Origin of the sequence: Singulisphaera sp. GP187, from assembly GCF_900129635.1 — a bacterium.
GTDB lineage: Bacteria > Planctomycetota > Planctomycetia > Isosphaerales > Isosphaeraceae > Singulisphaera.
Map to the genome: position 1 here is coordinate 3,705,880 of NZ_FSRB01000001.1, position 19,046 is coordinate 3,724,925.

Below are 19,046 nucleotides of genomic sequence, written 5' to 3' on the forward strand. Positions count from 1 at the left end.
GCGATACCCTCTTCTGATCTTACGTGTTCGCCACGCCCCCTCGCCAGGGAACCTCGACCATGCCCCACGACCTGCTCGTCACGACCGACTGGCTGGAAGACCATATTCACGACCCGAACGTTCGCGTGATCGACGTTCGCGGCTCCGTCACCACGCGCCCCCTCGAGCCGGGGGTCGAGGAGGCGACCTATCGCGGTGCGATCGACGAATACCTCGCCGGCCACATTCCGGGGGCGGTCTACGTCGACTGGACCAAAGATATCATTGATCCCGACGACCCCGTCCCGGCCCAGATCGCTCTTCCGGAACGATTCGCCCAAATCATGGCCGAGCGCGGGGTCGACGAGTCGACCCATGTCATCGCCGTCGACAACATGGGGGGCAGTTCGCCACCCGACTCTGGTGGGCGTTGACCTACTACGGCCATGACGCAGTGAGCGTTCTCGACGGCGGCTGGAACCGCTGGATCGAGGAGGAACGTGAAGTCGAGACGGGACCGGTCACCGTCTCTCGTGCACAGTTCGAGCCCCGGGTCCGTCCCTCGTGGCGCACCACGGCCGCCAAGGTCCTGGCCCGGCTCGAATCGCCCGGGCTCCAACTCCTAGATGCCCGCGACGCCGGCCAGTTCACCGGTGCCAAACGTCGAGGGCCGCGCGGGGGCCATATCCCGGGCGCCGTCCACGTTCCTCGCGAGCTCTTCTTCGACCCGGAAGGGGGCTTCCTCCCCCTTGACGAAATCCGCCGCCGCATGGTCGAGCGTGGCGTCGTCCCCGAGAAACCGACGATCGCCTACTGCAACGGGGGCGTCGCCGCTACCGTCGTCCTGTTCAATCTGGCGCGCCTCGGCTATACCAACTTGACCAACTATGATGGTTCGTGGAACGAGTGGGGCCCCCGACTCGACCTACCGATCAGCCCATGATCGAACTGGCAAGCCCCGGTCGGTTCGAGCCTCAACGTGGACAAGACAGGTCACTTCAAGAATTCGCTCGCCCGTAAGGCGAGCGGGGAGCGTCAGCTCCCTGTTCCCCTCCGCAAAACCACTCGCTAAGCCGTTGGTTTCGGGTTTCTTTGGTTTTCTGATGGGCGACCGCGGTGTTGCAATCGCCGTTGGGTGCCACGCAACGTCGATTACTGATGCCTCATCCTACTGCACTCATGTGCTTGTTTAGCAAGGCTTTCTGTTCCTGAGTCAGGGTGTGGAGCACAGGCGGTTTCGGCGGCTTATGCGGTTTGCGACGAGGCCACTTGCGTGTGGCTTTCGGGCTCTTCTGCTTCCGGCACCCGGCGCGGCAGCCCGCGAGTCGCTTGTGGTAACACTTGGCCTTGGGTTTCACGGCCGCGTCGATCTCCTTGCGGATCTCGATCAGAACTTTGCGGGGGCTGATCACTGGGCCATCGGTCGCCGACGCCGACGCCGGCCGAAGCGCCAGGTCGGCATGCGCCAGGAGGATCTGCGTGGCCAGCAGTGACAACTCGGCCTCGCGATGCACCAAGGCCACCGTGCGGCTAGCGAGTTTCAATTTATTGATTATACGCTTGTATGTGCGAAATAGTCCTTCATTACGCCATCTCCAGCGGTAGAATTTGGCGGCCGTCGCCGCCGACATCCGGGCTGGGTCGAGGACGTCGGTCAGGAGCCAGACGTCGCGTTTGACCGACCCCTTACCCTTGCCCTTGGCCGGGATCCGGATCAAGCGGCATTGGATCGGCGCTTCCCCTTTCTTCTGGACATAGTTCGGCCAGTACAAGACAGGGCCTTCGGTCCAATCCTCCAGGTTCGCCACTTCGAGGGTGTAGAGGTCGACCCGCGACGACATCCGGAACAGGAACGATCGCTTGACACCGAGGATCGCCCGGACCAGATCGAAGCCCATATAAGCGGCGTCGCAGACGATCAGGGCCTCGGGCGAGAGGGTGGCGAGCAAGTGCCTCAAATGCTCTTGCTCGGCCGCGGTGCCCGGGCCGAGTCGCCACGACCAAAGCAGTCCCGTGGGCAAGTGGACGAACGCCGTCAGCCAGACGTTGGGGGCCGCGTCGTTCTTGCCGGCCTGCCCGAGTCCCCGTTCCAACTCGGGGGTGCGGGGGCACTCGATCCGCGAGCCGTCGCAGCCCATCGGCTCGAAGCCGTCGACAATCCGCCGCGACCCCAGTCGGGCGTGGATCTGTTGCCGAACCCCCGCGGCCAACGCCCTGAGTTGTCGCATGGGGACGCGTCGCATCGCTTTCTGGAAGCCGACGAGGGTCTTTCCCGGGCGTCTTCGCGACTCATGGCAGGCGACGTAGTATCCCCGGGCCTTCTCAAACCTCTCGGACTCGGAGTCGCCGGTGGCCCAGGTCATGGCGAGCATGACCACGACCAGTGGCTGGAGATCCCACCGCGGCGCCGACCGCCTTTGAGGAACAACCCCTCGGGCTTGCTTCCAGACCGTCGGGGTGAGAAACTGTCGGACATAGCCGATCAACGACTGCGGTTGCTGCAAGCCTTGCAGCGTCCGAGCTGCCTTCATCGCCGTTCTTCCTCAATCCAGGTGAGTGCCGGTTGCTAGCCGCACCCATCATGACGAAGAACGGCGATTTTTTGCCCCCCCTTCTCTCGAACGAACCGCAGCCACGGAGCGGCAGTAATTCTCTGGTCCGGTGAGAGTTACATCCGTTGTTGACGACGCCGAGTTACTGACGTTGGGTGCCACGGGTTGTACTCAATCCGTGAACGATCGCCTGGGCTTTTGGCTCACGGGTGGGGTACAACCCGTGGCACCCAGGGCTTGTACATGATTCAATGCAAAGCAAGACCAGGTCCACGTGCTTAGGGTTTCCCGCCATGAGCTTCCTGGGACCGCGGGCGGGATTCGCTCGCCTTACGGGCGAGCGAAATGCTTCACACAAACCAGCGCGCAATAAAAAACGCCCCGACCCTTCAATGAAGAAGGATCGGGGCGTTGCTGAAGGATTCCGGCGATCACCGACTTTCGCGCCAAAGGCACTATCATGGGCCTGACGGGCTTAACGGCCGTGTTCGGAATGGGAACGGGTGGGACCCCGTCAGTATGTTCGCCGGAAAAGCACTCGGCAAGCGATCAAGCCTGCCGAGCACGTGTCAGTCGTTCAGATTCGTGTGGTCATCACGCAAGCTCAAACCGCGCGTTTCGATGGGCATGACCAACCGTCTTCGAGTCTCTTCACGACGCGTGGTCCCCGTATTGGATGGGATCCGTCGCCGTGTGATCGATCGAATGCGATCGGTGAATGATGCAACCCTGATTCCTGTCCGATTCGAGTCCCGATCAAGGGAGCCGGCGGACGGATCGGGGTGGTCAAGCGATCGGCTGTTAGGACCGGTCGGCTGCGGCGATCACTCGCCGTGCACTCCCGGCCTATCGACCTGGTCGTCTTCCAGGAGCCTTCGCACTTGCGTGCTGGAAACCTCGTCTTGAAGAGGGCTTCGCGCTTAGATGCCTTCAGCGCTTATCCTTTCCCGACCTAGCTACCCGGCGATGCCCCGAGCGGAACAGCCGGTACACCAGAGGTCGGTCCTCCCCAATCCTCTCGTACTAGGGGAGACCCTTCGCAAGTTTCCTACGCCCACGGCAGATAGGGACCGACCTGTCTCACGACGGTCTGAACCCAGCTCGCGTACCGCTTTCATTGGCGAACAGCCAAACCCTTGGGACCTTCTCCAGCCCCAGGATGCGATGAGCCGACATCGAGGTGCCAAACCTCCCCGCCGCTATGGACGCTCGGGGGAGATCAGCCTGTTATCCCCGGAGTACCTTTTATCTGTTGAGCGACGGCCTTTCCATCCAGCACCGCCGGATCACTAACGCCGACTTTCGTCCCTGCTCGACTGATGGGTCTCGCAGTCAGGCACCCTTCTACGTTTGCGCTCATGTTGCCAGATTGCCGACCTGGCCGAGGGTACCATTGCACTCCTCCGTTACTCTTTGGGAGGAGACCGCCCCAGTCAAACTGCCCGATGAGCATGGTCCCGGTCCGGGCTACGGACCGGTGAGGATCAGAGTCATTTCAGGGTGGTATTTCACCGATGGCTCCCCGACGGCTGGCGCCGCCGGATCACGGCCTCCCACCTATGCTACACAGAAAGGACGCTGACCCAATGCCAACCTGCAGTAAAGGTTCACGGGGTCTTTCCGTCTGACCGCGGGTACGTGGCATCTTCACCACGGCTACAGTTTCACCGGGTCCCTCGTGGAGACAGTGCTCCAGTCGTTACGCCATTCATGCAGGTCGGAACTTACCCGACAAGGAACTTCGCTACCTTAGGACCGTCATAGTTACGGCCGCCGTTTATCGGGGCTTCGGTCGCCAACTTCAGCTTACGCCTCATCGGCTCCCTTAACCTACCGACACCGAGCAGGCGTCAGACTCTATACGTCCTCTTGCGAGTTGGCAGAGTCCTGTGTTTTTGATAAACAGTCGCTAGAGCCGATTCTCTGCGGCTCTCCTTACGGAGAGCACCCCTTATACCGAAGGTACGGGGTCATTTTGCCGAGTTCCTTCACGAGGGTTCTCCCGAACGCCTTCGGATACTCGCCTAGCACACCTGTGTCGGATTGCGGTACGGGCCGGATGGTTCGTCCCGACAGGGCTTTTCGTGGCCGGCTTGGCATCAGGCTTCCAGATCGAATGCTGTCGGCCTTGCGGCACGGAGTATTCTAGCACCCCGACCTGACTGAAACCGGCGTCCTCTGTCGTTCAACCTTACCATCGGGTGGCGGAATATTAACCGTCTGTCCATCGGCTACGCCCTTGGGCCTCGCCTTAGGTCCCGACTGACCCTGGGCGGATTGACCTTCCCCAGGAAACCTTGTGCTTTCGGCGGACAGGCTTCCCACCTGTCTTGTCGTTACTCGTTCCGGCATTCGCACTCGCCCACGCTCCACAGATCGTTTCCATTCTGCTTCGTTGCGGTGGGCGACGCTCTCCTACCATCAGTTTGACCTGATCCGCGACTGCGGCACGACGCTTAGTCCCCGTCATTTTCGGCGCGGGATGGCTCGACCGGTAAGCTGTTACGCACTTTTGAAATGATGGCTGCTTCTAAGCCAACATCCCGGCTGTCACCGCGATCCCACTTCCTTTGCCACTGAGCGTCGATTTGGGGGCCTTGGTCGGCGGTCTGGGTTGTTTCCCTTTTGAACGTGAAGCTTATCCCCCACGTTCTGACTCCCGGGGTCCGTCACGCGGTATTCGGAGTTGGGTTTCGGAGGGTAGGCGGGAAGCCCCCCTACCGAATTCCGTCGCTCTACCCCCGCGTGATATGTCCCGAGGCTGGCCCTAAAGCCATTTCGGAGAGAACGAGCTATCTCCAGGTTTGATAAGACTTTCACTCCTCCCCACGGGTCCTCCCCCAGTTTTTCAACACTGGTGGGTTCGGTCCTCCACGACCGGTTAGGGTCGCTTCAACCTGCCCATGGGTAGTTCACCTGGTTTCGCGTCTACTGCACCCGACTATGGCGCCCGATGAAGACTCGCTTTCGCTACGGCTCCCCCCCTGAAGGGGTTAACCTGGGGCCGGATACAGTAACTCGCCGGATCATTATGCAAAAGGCACGCGGTCACGCGGTCTCCGAAGAGACATCGCGCTCCCACCGCTTGTAGGCACGGGGTTTCAGGTTCAGTCTCCTCCCCTCATCGGGGTTCTTCCCACCGTTCGGTCGCCCTACTGGGTTCGCTATCGGTCGTCATCGAGTGCTTAGCCTTGCGGGATGGTCCCCGCCGATTCAGGCCGGGTTTCACGTGCCCGACCCTACTCGGGTACCGAAGAGGGGAGGTTGCATCGTCGCTTACGGGGCTATCACCCGCTCTGGCGCTCCGTTCCAGGAGACTTCAGCTGACGCTCACTCATCCCATGTTATCGGCCCCACGACCCCGAGTGGTGTCCCACTCGGTTTAGGCTGATCCCCGTTCGCTCGCCGCTACTGAGGGAGTCTCGGTTGATTTCCTTTCCTCCGGGTACTGAGATGTTTCAGTTCCCCGGGTCTCTACAGGCATTCCAGGATCGACGTTCGTTGGGCAACTCCCCTGGACCTATCGCAGCCTTCCACGCCTGTCTCTCTGATGACGCCTAGGCATCCCCCCCGTGCCCTTAGGAGCTTGACCACGCCGATCCGGACGCCGCGGTTTCCCAAAAGAAACTCGACGGCCAGACTGGCGAGGGGTCAGTCCCCGATCTCTCTTCGATCGAGTGCCCAGCGTCTCGCGACGCAGGAGTCACTCTCACTTGGGTAACGATCCCAATGTGAGGTCGGTTGCTTCGCAGCAAGCGACTCTCACGCATCCGTAAGGGTTCCACTGTATTGTGGAGAGATTCTTCTACTTTGGTCTGCCACGACCACTTCGTTTGCGGTTCTCACTTGCGTGATCTAACCACCGAATTGAAAAAGAGCTGACCGAACTCCCACGACGGACCCGCAAGGCCGAAGCCTTGAAGTTCCCTCCTGAGAATCCGCACTGGCCGCTGGCCAGGGGGCGAAACCGCGTACGGTCCCGCCCCGCACCCAGCAGTGCAACGCAAACGGAAGAAAGCGAAAGGACCCCTCGGATGAGGGGTCCCCTCCCTGGTCGATCGTGTGTGTGGTTCGAGAACCTTCGTGGGAAGCCGGCGTAAATACCATCTGATCAAGGAGACGGTGCCGATGCGGCCCTTCTTGAATCGTCATTGTGACCGAAGCCACGTCGAACGATCCTCAGAGCCGAGATTTTCTAAGAAAAATCCTTAGAAAGGAGGTGATCCAACCGCAGGTTCCCCTACGGTTACCTTGTTACGACTTAGTCCCCATCACGGGTTTCATCTTCGGCGCCTGCCTTGCGGCTCCGGCGACTTCGGATGCCCCCCGCTTTGGTGGCTTGACGGGCGGTGTGTACAAGGCTCAGGAACACATTCACCGCGGCATGCTGATCCGCGATTACTAGCGATTCCAGCTTCATGCGGGCGGGTTGCAGCCCGCAATCCGAACTGAGGAACGGTTTTTGCGATTAGCGTGACTTTGCAGCCTAGCAACGCTCTGTCCGCCCCATTGTAGTACGTGTGCAGCCCCAAGCATAAGGGCCATGAGGACTTGACGTCATCCCCGCCTTCCTCCGGCTTAACGCCGGCGGTCTGTCTAGAGTTCCCACCGTTACGTGCTGGCAACTAGACACAGGGGTTTCGCTCGTTAGGGGACTTAACCCAACACCTCACGGCACGAGCTGACGACAGCCATGCAGCACCTGTGCACGTTGTACCTTGCGGCCTCACCGACGTTTCCGCCGGCTAATCCGTGCATGTCAAGCCTGGGATAAGGTTTTGCGCGTAGCCTCGAATTAAGCCACATACTCCACCGCTTGTGTGAGCCCCCGTCAATTCCTTTGAGTTTCAGCCTTGCGACCATACTCCCCAGGCGGGGTACTTCACGGTTTCCCTACGACAGGGAGCCCATCGGCGAGCCCCCTATCCAGTACCCATCGTTTACGGCCAGGACTACCGGGGTATCTAATCCCGTTCGCTCCCCTGGCTTTCGCGTCTCAGCGTCAGTAGGCATCCAGGACCTCGCTTTCGCCACGGGCGTTCCTTCCGATCTCAACGCATTTCACCGCTCCACCGGAAGTTCCAGGTCCCCCTATGCCCCTCCAGACTCGTCGTATCCGCGCCCCTTCCCCGGTTGAGCCGGGGGATTTCAGCGACAGACGCACGAATCCGCCTACACGCGCTTTAAGCCCAATGATTCCGAATAACGTTCGCACGGTTCGTCTTACCGCGGCTGCTGGCACGAACTTAGCCCGTGCTTCCTCCAGGGATCAATCAAGGCCTTTCGACCCTTTTTCCCCCTCGACAGGAGTTTACAACCCGAAGGCCTTCATCCTCCACGCGGCGTCGCTCGGTCAGGCTTGCGCCCATTGCCGAAGATTCTCGACTGCAGCCTCCCGTAGGAGTCTGGGCAGTGTCTCAGTCCCAGTGTGCCGGGCCACGCTCGCACGCCCGGTAGGCATCGCAGCCTTGGTGGGCCATTACCCCGCCAACAAGCTAATACCACGACAGCCCGTCCCAAGACGCCGAAGCTTTGGCAAAACACCGATGCCGGTGTCGTTGCGTCGCTGGGGATTACCCGCGGTTTCCCGCGGCTATACCCAATCTTGGGGTTGGTTACCGTCGCCTTACTCACCCTTGCGCCACTGGCCTTGCGGCCCGTTCGACTTGCATGCCTAATCCACGCCGCCAACGTTCATTCTGAGCCAGGATCAAACCCTTCGAGATTGGTCGTCTCCCCGACTCCGAAGAGCCGAAGATCCGGTCCTCACCTTCCAAAGGGTTGAGGAATTTGCTAACTGGTCGCAGCTCGAGGGCACCGGGGCAAGCCCCTGCTCCCTCGTGCTGTTGGCTGTTGGATCCGTCTCCGTCGCGATTCGACCTCCAACCAAACGGGGTCGAGACGACTCAAACGGCTCCACGCCGGCTTCCCTCAAAGGTTCTCTTTAACCACAAGAACCACGATCGACCGGATTGTCAAAGAACGAAGCTGCCGCCGAAGCAATTGGCCGGAGCGACTTGCCTGTGAAGGCGTGTCACGCCGGCCGACCCTACCGACAACATCGCGGCCCGCTGTCTTGGTCGTCGGTTTCCCGCCGCCAGGTCAGCCGGCCGTTTCGTTGTCACCCGTGGTGACACAGGCGACAAGGGAGATAATAGCAGGTTGGCTCCGAAGGTCAACACTCCACTGCCGAATCGCTCCCCTTTTCGCGAACCGAGGGCGGCGACCACGTGTCCGCCCGCCTGCTCCCTCTTGTCGGGTGGACACGGCCCACCAGGTTTCGCCCTTGAATGGGAAAGCCCATCAGGCCGAGTTTGGAGCGTGTCCAACGGGAATCCGCAAGCATGGATTCAAACCATCGGCTTCTCGAGGGGCGGACGGCCCCCCCCTACCCTCTCCGGTAAAGCCTGGTGGCTTTGTTGCCCACCCCACACGAAACGTTACCCGCCGTCGTAAACCCGCGGTCAGTTATCTTGCGCGTGGTGCATCGCTCGGGTGGAACGCATCCGGTTGAATTCCAGGAGGATCGCCTCAGCACGCCCCAACTCGGCATCTCCCACGGTGCTGGGCAACGGGATGCACACCTCGCCGGGTTGCGACCCTGCGGTTGGCGCCCCACACGGGATTCCCACCAACTGGAGCAGGGCAATGAGGTCGTCCGCTTCCCGCGGGTCGATCCGGATCAGGCGATCTTTACGACTAAGAAGGGAGGTCATCATGGCAAACAGTCCTCAAGGGAAATGGCGGTATTCGAGGGCATCCTAGCAGAGTTTATGGGTTCCGGGGGCCAACTCGCACTCAATCGCAGGCGTCGCGATCGAGCCTTTTGCAACCATCACGAATTCGATAAGATTTGTCGAGTATGACCCCGGCGATCTTGATGCGCCTCGCCGTCGGGTCGTTTTGCACCATGGTGGCTCATCGGTCGTTAACTTCAGGGGTTGAGATGCGCGGATTTCGGTCTGGTTTGGTTCTGACCTGCCTCGGGCTGGGGGGAATCGGTCTTGCCGCGGCCCCGGCCTCGGCAGCCGACGACTCTCGGCCCAACATCCTCGTGATCATGAGCGATGACATGGGGTATTCCGACCTGGGCTGTTACGGCGGGGAGATCGCGACTCCGAATCTCGACGCACTCGCTTCGAACGGGGTTCGATTCACTCAGTTCTACAATAACGCACGATGCTGCCCGACCCGGGCCTCGCTCTTGACCGGCTTGTACCCGCACCAGGCGGGGATCGGGCACATGATGAATGACCGCGGGCATGACGGCTACCGCGGAGTCTTGAACCGGCAGTCGGTTACGATCGCCGAGGCGCTTCGGCCGGCGGGCTATCGCACCTATATGTGCGGGAAGTGGCACGTCACGCGATTGATCGACGCGAACGCCGATCGGGCCTCGTGGCCGCTCGGCCGTGGGTTCGAGAAGTTTTATGGCACGATCGCAGGGGCGGGGAACTACTACGACCCGGGCACCCTCTGCCGGCAAAACAATGTCATCACCGTCGCGAACGACCCCGAGTACACGCCCGACTCCTATTATTACACCGACGCGATTTCCGATAACGCCGTGAAGTACTTGCAGCAGCACGGGGCGGAATCGCCCCAAAAGCCGTTCTTCCTGTACGTCGCCTACACTGCGGCTCACTGGCCGATGCAAGCGCCCGAGCAGGCGATCGCCAAGTACAAAGGTCGGTTCGACGCCGGGTACACCGAGGGACGCGAAGCGCGGCTTCGCCGGATGAAGGAGAGCGGCCTGATCGCGGCCGACTCCGCGCTTTCCCCCGGGTCCGACAACTGGGAAGACGTCAAGGACAAGGCATGGGAGGCGCGCTGCAAGGAGGTCTACGCCGCCATGGTCGACACGATGGACGCGGGGATCGGGCGGATCGTGGGCCAGTTGAAAGCGAGTGGGCAGCTCGACAAGACGCTTATCCTGTTCTTGCAGGACAACGGCGGCTGCGCGGAGAACACCGGGCGCTCGGCTAACGGCGACGGACCTGCCGACCTGAAACCGCTGGGCCCCGACCAGTTGCAAACCAAGACTTCGCCGCCGATGCAGACGCGCGACGGCCGCTGGGTCAAGACGGGCCCCGGGGTCTTGCCCGGCCCGGCCGACACCTACATTGCCTACGGTCGGGGTTGGGCGAACGTGAGCAACACCCCGTTCCGGGAATACAAGCACTGGACCCACGAAGGGGGAATCTCGACTCCCTTGATCGCCCACTGGCCCTCGGGAATTCGCCGCGATCGCGCGGGTCGGTTCGAGCGACAGCCGAGCCACCTGATCGACATCATGGCCACCTGCGTCGACCTCGCCAACGCCGACTATCCGACCGAAGTGGACGGCCAGCGCATCAAGCCGCGCGAAGGGGTGAGCCTGCGTCCCGCGTTCAACGGGGCCCCATTGGACCGAACTCAGCCGATTTTCTGGGAACACGAAGGCAACCGCGCGGTTCGCGAGGGGAAGTGGAAGCTCGTGGCCAAGGAGAACGAGCCTTGGGAGCTGTACGACATCTCGGTCGATCGGACGGAGCAGAATAACCTGGCCACCGCACAGCCCGACCGGGTCAAGGCGTTGGCCGCCAAGTGGGATGCCTACGCCGCGCGGGCCGACGTCTTGCCGCTGGGTGCCTGGCGGGCCGAGGAATCCACCCAGGGAAGCCTCAGCCGGGAGCGTCACTTCGCCCTCAAGGCGGGCGATCGACTCGAGCGTTCCCAGGCCCCGGCCATCGTCGGTCAGCCGTTCACGCTCAGCGCCCGGTTCCAAACAAGTGAAACGCAGGCGGATGGCGTCATCGTCGCTCAGGGAGGAACCGTCAACGGCTTCACCCTGTTCGTGAAATCCGGTCGACCGCATTTCCTGGTCCGAGCCGGCGAAAGCACCTCCCGGGTCGTCGGCCCCGAATTGACCACGGGCGAGCATACGGTCATCGCCCGACTGGCCCCGAAGGGAACGCTCTCGCTCGAGGTCGACGGCAAGCCGGCCGCTGACCCTGTGCCGGGTAAGCTTGTGCCCCGAATGCCAGTCGATGGCCTCGAAGTGGGCCGCGATGCAAACGGGCCCGTCGGTCCCTACGAATCTCCCTCCGCTTATGCCGGCAAAATCGAGTCCGTCGTGGTTGAGGTGGGCGACAAGTAATAGTAACTCGGTACGGCGCACCTGGATCCGGTTCTGAACTGGGGGCCTCGGAGCTCGAAAGAGTTCGGGGTCCTTTTTCTTTTGGTTTGTGTGGGCTCAGGAGTCCTCGGCTTGCGACCGTTATAATACGCTCGCGATCAAGGCACTCGCGCCTCCAGAACCCATCTTGAGGGAGGCGGAATGCGACCGGAACCGATGGCGCCCCACGGACGGTCATCCTCGACGAAGCACCGCTTTTGATTGACCTCTTTAGGTTTCTCAAGGAGTTCGAGCACGATGTCGGAGCATACAGTCACCATCGCCTGGAAGCGGGAAACACCCGACTTCGCCTACGAGAACTACAACCGGGACCACGACTGGACGTTCGATGCGGGGATCACCGTCAGGGCCTCGGCGGCCCCTGCCTATCTCGGAAATGAATCCTGCGTCGATCCCGAGGAGGCGTTCGTCGCCAGCCTCTCAAGTTGCCACATGCTCACGTTTCTTGCGATTGCCGCCAAGAAGCGGTACGTGGTGGACGGCTACGTCGATCGCGCCGTGGGCGTGCTCGCCAAGGACGACGCGGGCCGCCTGGCGATCGTTCGGGTGACGCTCCGCCCGGAACTGACCTTTGGCGGTGAGAAGACGCCGACCGCCGACGAGCTCCGCCTTCTGCATGAGCAGGCGCACCACGCCTGCTTCATCGCGAACTCGGTCAAGACCGAGGTCACCGTCGAGTCGCCCTGACCGGGTCACCGACCGCGACCACGCTCTGCCATTCGCGAGCATAAGCTCATGGATGCATCGGAGACTGAGCTCCGCTTTACCTAACCCGCGGATCTCCCCGCGACAAATCGCAAAGTCTTGCCATCAGCCATTCTCTGTCATGAGAAAAGGTTGAAGACAGGCGCGGTGGGTGCTTGCGAAGCGATGGTGGGGCTGAGATAGTTCAGCGTTCACGCTCGGGCTGTGCGTCTAGCCTCGCCGGTCGGTCGGGCGGGGGTTGCCATGATCCTGGGAGATTCGCGCGATGACAGAACACGATCCCAGAAACCAGGGGGGCCCGTCAGGGCCTAGCCGCCGCGACTTCCTGCGGGGGTCCGGTCTCGCGGCGGCCTCGGCCGTGCTGACGGCCCAGGCCACCACCGCGCTCGAGGAGGCGCAGGCGGCTGAAGCGGCAGAGCCGAAGGTACTATCCGGCGAAGTCAAGCTCACGCTGCAAGTCAACGGCGAGGCCAAGACTTGCACCGTGGAGCCGCGGAGCACCCTGCTCGACACCTTGCGAAACCGGCTGGACGTCACCGGCCCCAAGCGGGTCTGCGACCGCGCCAGTTGCGGGGCCTGCACGGCGATCATCGACGGCGCTCCGGTCTACTCGTGCACCACCTTGGCGGTCTCCTGCCAGGGCAAGACGATCGAGACCCTGGAGAGCTTCGACACCGGCGAGTCGAGCGTCGCGCACGCGTTCCACCAGAACGATGCCTTGATGTGCGGCTACTGCACTCCTGGATTCGTCACCGCGTGCAAGTCGTACCTCGATAAGAACAAGGGCAAAGAGCCGACGCTCGAAGAGATCAAGCGTGGCCTCGACGGCAACATCTGCCGCTGCGGCACCTACATTGGCGTCTTCCAGGCGGCCCTCGCCGCGGCGAAAGCCATGAAAGGAGCCTGACCGATGGCGAGTTGGCCCGAGAATCCGCGACTAATCAACACCCGAATCCCCCGGCTCGATGGCATGGCCAAGGCGTCGGGCAAGGCAAAATACCCTTCCGACATGCATCCCCAAGGGATGCTCTTCGGCACGATCCTCTATAGCCCTCACGCCAATGCCACGATCGTCTCGATCGACACCTCGGCCGCCGAGAAGCTGCCGGGCGTGAAGGCCGTGCTCGTGATCACCGGGGCGGGCAAGAAGGTCCAGTACCAGGGCGACGACATCGCCGCCGTGGCCGCCGAGACCGAGGAGCAGGCCCGCGACGCCGCCCGCGCCATCAAGGTCGAGTACGAGATCCTCCCCCACGTCGTCACCGAGGCCCAGTCGATGGCCCCGGAGGCGCCCGAGATCGTCAAGGGGGGGAACACCCGCAAGGCCCGCGCCATCACGCGAGGGAAACCCGATGAGGCGATGAAGACGGCCGACGTGACGATCGAGGCGACTTATTCGTTGCCGGTGATCACCCACGTCTGCCTGGAGACCCACGGGCTGACGGCCAAGTGGGAAAGCGAGGACAAGCTCGTCGCCTGGGCGAGCACCCAGAGCGTTCGCACCGTGGCCGGCGAACTCGCGGGCAAGTTCAACGTCCCGACGTCGAACGTCACCGTCCTGACCGAGGTGATGGGCGGAGGCTTCGGCTCCAAGTTCGGGGCCGACATCTGGGGTCTGGCCGCCGCCGAGCTTTCTCAGAAGGCGGGGGGACGACCGGTCCGGATGTTCCTCGACCGGATCCAGGAACACCTGGCGGCCGGCAATCGGCCGAGCGCCTCGGGCCATGTCGTGCTCGGTGCGACGAAGGACGGCAAGATCGTCTCCATGATCGCCGAGACCCACGGGACCGGGGGACTCGGAGGCGGATCGCAGTTCCCACTCCCTTATATCTACGAAATTCCTAATAGTTCCCGCGGCCACACCGAAGTCTTCGTCAATGCCGGCAAGGTCCGCGCGATGCGCGCTCCCGGCCACCCCCAAGGCTGCTCGATCATGGAAGCGGCCATGGACGACCTGGCCGACAAGATCGGGATCGACCCGCTCGAGTTCCGGCTCAAGAATCTCCCCGCCGATCAGAAGCCGGACCTCAAGCCGGTCTACGAGGCCGAGGTCAAGATCGGGGCTGACCTGATCGGCTGGAGCAACCGCAAGCCGCGCGGGACGAATGGCAAGGGGCCGATCAAGCGCGGCCTCGGGATGGCCTTGCATACCTGGGGCGGCCGCGGAGTGGCCGGCAACCAGGTGAACTGTACGATCAGCCCCGACGGCTCCGTCGAGGTCAAGAGCGCCACGCAAGACATCGGCACCGGCGCCCGGACCGTGCTAGCGATCATCGCCGCCGAGGTGCTCGGCCTGGAACCGACCGAGATCCATTCGAATATCGGCAACTCGACATTCCCGCCGGGACAAGGCTCGGGAGGATCGACGACCACGCCGTCGATGAGCCCGCCGACCTATCAGGCCGCGATCAAAGCCCGCGACGCGCTCTTCGCCAAGCTCGCCCCCACGCTCAACGCCACCCCCGATGACCTTTCGCTGGCCGGCGGCAAGCTGCTGGTCAAGGGCGAGGTCAAGATGTCCTGGAAGGACGCGTGCCGCAAGCTCGGCATGATGCCCATCTCGGTCATCGGCGAGTTCGACCAGAGCCTCGCCTCCTCGGGCGTCGGCGGCTGCCAGTTCGCGGACGTGTCGGTGGACATTGAAACCGGCGTGGTCCGGGTCAACAAGATCGTCGCGATTCAGGACACCGGCCTGGTCATCGACAAGCAGACCTGGGAGAGCCAGGTTTACGGTGGCGTGATCGGCGGCCTCAATTACGGGCTCTTCGAGGAGCGCGTGATGGACCCGACCACCGGCGTCATGCTCAACCCCGACATGGAAATGTACAAGATCGCCGGCGCCTCCGACATCCCGGAGATCATCGTGCGGTGCTACGAACCGTACGACCAAAAGCAACGCGGAGTGATCGGCGTGGGCGAGCCCCCCACGGTCTCGACGGCCGCGGCGATCGCCAACGCCGTGACCAATGCCATCGGCGTTCGGGTCGCCGAATGGCCGATGTCCCCCCGGAACGTGCTCAACGCCCTGGCCATGAAGTCTTCAAAGAATGGGGAGGCGTGACCGATGAATGCTTTTGATTACGCCGCCCCCGCGAGCATCGAGGACGCGCTCAAGCTCCTCGCCACTCCCAAGAGTGAAGCGCTCTCGGGCGGCACCGACCTGCTCTGCCGCTTGAAGGACTACGTGTCCGACCCCGCGCGCGTCGTCTATCTCAAAGACGTGAAGACGCTGGCGGGCATCTCGGGCAGCGCGACCAGCGACGGCCTGACCCTCGGCGCCGGGACGCTCCTCGCCGACGTGCTCGATCACAAGGGCCTCCGCGAGGCCTACCCTGCCCTCTGGCAGGCCACGCTCGAGGTCGGCACCCCGCAAATCCGCAACATGGCCTCGGTCGGCGGCAACCTGCTTCAGCGCCCCCGCTGCTGGTACTTCCGCGCCGGCAACGGCCTGCTCGCCCTCAAGGATGGCAAGAGCCTGGTCCGCGCCGGGGACAACCGCCACCACGCCATCTTCCTGACCGATGGCGACGCCCTCTTCGTCAACCCGTCGAGCCTCGCCGCGCCCTTGATCGCCCTCGGGGCCCAGGCGACGATCGTCGGGCCCAAGGGAGAACGAACGGTCAAGGTCGAGGACCTCTACCAGATTCCCAAGAGCGATGGGGACCGCGAGTTGACGGTCGCACCCGGCGAGGTGCTGACCAAGGTCACCATCCCGGCGGCCAAGGGGAAGAACGCCTCGTACGAGGCGCGACAGAAGCAGGCACACGACTGGCCGCTGGTGCTCGCCTCGGTCAATCTCACCCTGGACGGCGGCAAGGTCTCCAAGGCGCGGGTGATCCTCGCGGGGGTCGCGCCGATCCCCTATCGCAGCGAGGAGGCCGAGAAGGCGATCGTGGGCAAGACGATCACGTTGGAGACCGCGGGCGCCGCCGGTGCGGCCGCCGTCGCCGCGGCCAAACCGTTGTCGATGAACGGCTACAAGGTCACCCTCACCAACACCGCCGTCAAGCGTGCCCTGCTCGCTGCGGCCGGGAACCGGTACTGGGAGGAGGTCTGAACAACTATGTCCGACGGCGATCCGAACGAACTCCCGGTGGTGTCGTCGATCCCTTGCCGCCACCTGCGGAATAAAGGGATGTACGTCTACACCGACGTCGTTGAAAACGACTCGCACCCTGACTATGACAACACCATCTTCTGGTGCCTGCAAACCATGAAGGGATTCGGGCCCGACGATGATTTCGTCGAACGGGCCGAATGCCGCAACCCAACCCGGGCCTGCTACGAACCAATCTGAACCTCGCTCGCCTGGAAAGGCGAGCGAAAAGCGGATCGCTCCCTGTCTGATCGGGGCTTCGGATTGGAGCCAATCCGACGACAGGGAGCGGATTGCTCACCTTTGAGGGGATCGCGTGGGAGCCAATTCGATGGCAGGGAGCGAGCCGTTCCCCGCTCGCCCGGAGGCGATTTCCTCAGGCGACCGAACCACCAATCGTCAAAACGCGACCAAGCGGCGATTTCGTCGAAAATTTTCCGCAATTCCCTCTTGAATCCGAATCAACTTTACGACCATTCTAAGGTTGAGTCGTTACACCGCAGCTTGCGGTACGGCTTCTACATATCGGTTCCCGTCACTTCCTCGAGTAGGGAGAGAGCTGCCATGGGCGACAAGGCACCGAAAGACAAGAACAAGCAGAAGAAGATCGACGAGAAAAAGAAAGGCGCATCGGCCAAGTCCGCAGCCGCACCCGCCGCACCCATTTCGGCGAAGTCGGCCAAGAAGTAACGACTTCGCGGGGCCAGTGAGTGCCGTCTCAGCCGCTCAACTGAGACGTAGCTCACGAGATCCGCCGACCGCGGGACCTACCTTCAACCGCGGAGTCACCACTGACCTGATCGATGTGATGCGTCTCGCCCCGACCACTGTGGCGAGACGCGTCACGCTTCCATCGACCGAGGTTTTCGGCGCGGATCGATCCCCTCTCTGAGATTGTCCTGGGCGGTTTTCAAGCTCCGGGTACTCAGCGCAACCGTAAACGGATGGCTGGGAACAGAATGTTGCGCATCGGAGAGCTGGCCGGCCAACGCCAGCGCCGATTGGCCGAGGTATTCGCGGCCGGCCGCCTGCCAGAATGAGGCCATCCAGTAAAGCATCCGACGGTAGAGCTCAAGCTGACCGAACAGCCGGTGCTCGAACAGGAACCGATAGGCGCCCGCGTCTCGCCTGGGGTCGGGCAACGCCTCTCCTCCCTCGCGAAGCGCGATTTCCTCGGCCAATTCGTAGGTCAAGGGCGAGTGATCGAGCCAGTTCGGGCAGGCATCGAGCACGGCCTGGGCGCGGTCGGGCATCTCGTCATAGCGGAGCACCGAGGGATCCCACCCCGGGAATGGCGCGGGGAACGGCAGAGCACGGAAGCCAGGCGGCATCGTGGCCTCGAGCCAGTAGCGAAGCGTGGGGGGCGTCGAGCGGCCGCAGAGCAAGACGCTTCCCCCCAGGAGGCGGAGCGCCAGTTCGGGAACGTCCTCGACGATTTCGAGATCGGTCTGCTCCACGAGTTGCTCGAAGAGGCCGGCTTCGCGCGGCGAGTCGAGATCGGCCTGGCCGATCACGTCGCAAACCCCTTGGGTCACGTCGCAGACGAAGGCCGCGGCGGCGAGTGAGCCACCCCGATAGGTGGCGAGCACGATCGTCCCCCGCCCTCGGCCGTCGAGGCCGGTGACCAGCGACCGGGCGATACTCGACTCGGCCTGAATCGCCGTCGTCGCCTCCTGAACCGCGGGGACGTCCACCTTGGGCTGGGAGCGGGAGCGGCCCGCCAGCCAGTCCTGGGCCCGGGCCACAACCTCGGCGTCGGGGTGGTCGGCCGCGATCGACTCCCAGACCGTGACCAGGTGCTCCTGATTTTCGCTGGGCTGGGCCAAGGCGTCGAGCGCGGCGGCCCGAGTCGGAGGATCGTGCGCGAAGCAGAGGAGCCGGAGGAATTCGGCCAACCCCGGGCCAATCGGTCCTTGGGCCAAGCCTTCGATGATCTGGGGCCGAATCTCGGGTTCCACGGCTCCGAGCCCCTGAAGTGCCAGCCAGGTCCCCTCGGGATCCCCTTCCAGTTGCTCGGCCAGTTGCTCGAGCGACCCTTCCTCGTCGAGCAGTTCCTCGAGTTCCTCCGCGCGTGCAATGAGCTCGGGGAACTCATCGAGCAGTTCCGCCCCTTCGAGCAGCGTCACTACCTCCCAGGTCCGCTCGGGAGAAAGATGAGGCTGGGCGACCAGGGCCGCCCCCAACTCACGGAGCAGTTCCGGGGTCGCGTGCGCCTCAATGATCCGGAGGATGACCTCGCCCTCGGTTCCGCTGAGGTTGGCCATCCGCGCGCGGGCGGCGACGAGCAGGCGATCGGCCGGCACTCGTTCGATCAATCGATCCAACTGTTCGTCACGCTGGCGTTCGGTCCACTCGGGGTGAGCGCGGAACGCCTCGAGGAGCGCTTCGGGAGTCTCATCGTCGGATGAGGTCAACGAGTCGGGCGGCTGCGGGTCCATGCGCGCTCCGGTGAGCTTGGCCAGGATTATTCTCGGCCTATTAAGCTGCCAGACCCGCCCTTGCACGACAAGGTGAATCGGAGCCGGTTCCTCCTGGG

General features: G+C 62.9%; 12 protein-coding genes and 3 rRNA genes. 9 read left to right on the forward strand and 6 right to left on the reverse strand.

Annotated elements, in window-relative coordinates; all coding sequences use genetic code 11:
* The first annotated feature begins 59 nt into the window (after positions 1 to 59).
* Positions 60 to 413, forward strand: coding sequence for a rhodanese-like domain-containing protein (locus tag BUS42_RS45095; protein ID WP_254053509.1), 354 nt, complete (start codon positions 60 to 62; stop codon positions 411 to 413).
* Complete coding sequence (locus tag BUS42_RS45100) at positions 410 to 922, forward strand: sulfurtransferase (RefSeq protein WP_254053510.1); 513 nt, start codon at positions 410 to 412, stop codon at positions 920 to 922. Before BUS42_RS45095 ends, BUS42_RS45100 begins: the two co-directional genes overlap by 4 nt.
* 220 nt (positions 923 to 1,142) lie before the next feature.
* Here the strand turns inward: BUS42_RS45100 and BUS42_RS14470 are convergent, their stop codons facing one another.
* From BUS42_RS14470 to BUS42_RS14490, 5 genes are all read right to left on the reverse strand, one after another.
* Positions 1,143 to 2,510, reverse strand: coding sequence for a transposase (locus BUS42_RS14470; protein WP_074304734.1), 1,368 nt, complete (start codon positions 2,508 to 2,510; stop codon positions 1,143 to 1,145).
* A gap of 443 nt (positions 2,511 to 2,953) precedes the next feature.
* A 5S ribosomal RNA gene (gene rrf, locus BUS42_RS14475) occupies positions 2,954 to 3,062 on the reverse strand.
* A 251-nt stretch (positions 3,063 to 3,313) separates the two neighbouring features.
* Positions 3,314 to 6,123, reverse strand: a 23S ribosomal RNA gene (locus tag BUS42_RS14480).
* Between the two features lie 620 nt (positions 6,124 to 6,743).
* Positions 6,744 to 8,257, reverse strand: a 16S ribosomal RNA gene (locus BUS42_RS14485).
* The 16S, 23S and 5S rRNA genes sit together here, the layout of an rRNA operon.
* Before the next feature lie 738 nt (positions 8,258 to 8,995).
* Positions 8,996 to 9,250 carry a hypothetical protein gene (locus BUS42_RS14490; protein WP_074307517.1) on the reverse strand — a complete coding sequence of 85 codons (255 nt, stop codon included), beginning with the start codon at positions 9,248 to 9,250 and terminating at the stop codon, positions 8,996 to 8,998.
* Between the two features lie 227 nt (positions 9,251 to 9,477).
* On the opposite strand from BUS42_RS14490, the gene BUS42_RS14495 reads away from it, so the two are divergent.
* The 7 genes from BUS42_RS14495 (at position 9,478) to BUS42_RS46015 (ending at position 17,200) form a co-directional block, all read left to right on the forward strand.
* Positions 9,478 to 11,670, forward strand: a complete 2,193-nt coding sequence (locus BUS42_RS14495) for an arylsulfatase (RefSeq protein WP_074311052.1) — start codon at positions 9,478 to 9,480, stop codon at positions 11,668 to 11,670.
* Positions 11,671 to 11,946: 276 nt separating this feature from the next.
* Positions 11,947 to 12,396, forward strand: coding sequence for an OsmC family protein (locus BUS42_RS14500; RefSeq protein ID WP_074307518.1), 450 nt, complete (start codon positions 11,947 to 11,949; stop codon positions 12,394 to 12,396).
* Between the two features lie 283 nt (positions 12,397 to 12,679).
* Entirely contained in the window at positions 12,680 to 13,321 is a 642-nt protein-coding gene (locus tag BUS42_RS14505; RefSeq protein ID WP_074307519.1) for a (2Fe-2S)-binding protein, read from the forward strand.
* Positions 13,322 to 13,324: 3 nt separating this feature from the next.
* Positions 13,325 to 15,475 carry a xanthine dehydrogenase family protein molybdopterin-binding subunit gene (locus BUS42_RS14510; protein ID WP_074307520.1) on the forward strand — a complete coding sequence of 717 codons (2,151 nt, stop codon included), beginning with the start codon at positions 13,325 to 13,327 and terminating at the stop codon, positions 15,473 to 15,475.
* A gap of 3 nt (positions 15,476 to 15,478) precedes the next feature.
* Positions 15,479 to 16,471 (forward strand): FAD binding domain-containing protein, encoded by a 993-nt coding sequence (locus tag BUS42_RS14515; protein ID WP_074307521.1) that lies wholly within the window; start codon positions 15,479 to 15,481, stop codon positions 16,469 to 16,471.
* A gap of 6 nt (positions 16,472 to 16,477) precedes the next feature.
* Entirely contained in the window at positions 16,478 to 16,711 is a 234-nt protein-coding gene (locus BUS42_RS14520; RefSeq protein WP_074307522.1) for a hypothetical protein, read from the forward strand.
* 363 nt (positions 16,712 to 17,074) lie between these two features.
* Positions 17,075 to 17,200: a hypothetical protein gene (locus BUS42_RS46015; protein WP_256386149.1), complete on the forward strand. Its 126-nt coding sequence runs from the start codon at positions 17,075 to 17,077 to the stop codon at positions 17,198 to 17,200.
* Positions 17,201 to 17,352: 152 nt separating this feature from the next.
* Here BUS42_RS46015 and BUS42_RS14525 read toward each other — a convergent pair whose 3' ends face one another.
* Complete coding sequence (locus BUS42_RS14525) at positions 17,353 to 18,948, reverse strand: hypothetical protein (RefSeq protein WP_254053511.1); 1,596 nt, start codon at positions 18,946 to 18,948, stop codon at positions 17,353 to 17,355.
* Positions 18,949 to 19,046 lie beyond the last annotated feature (98 nt).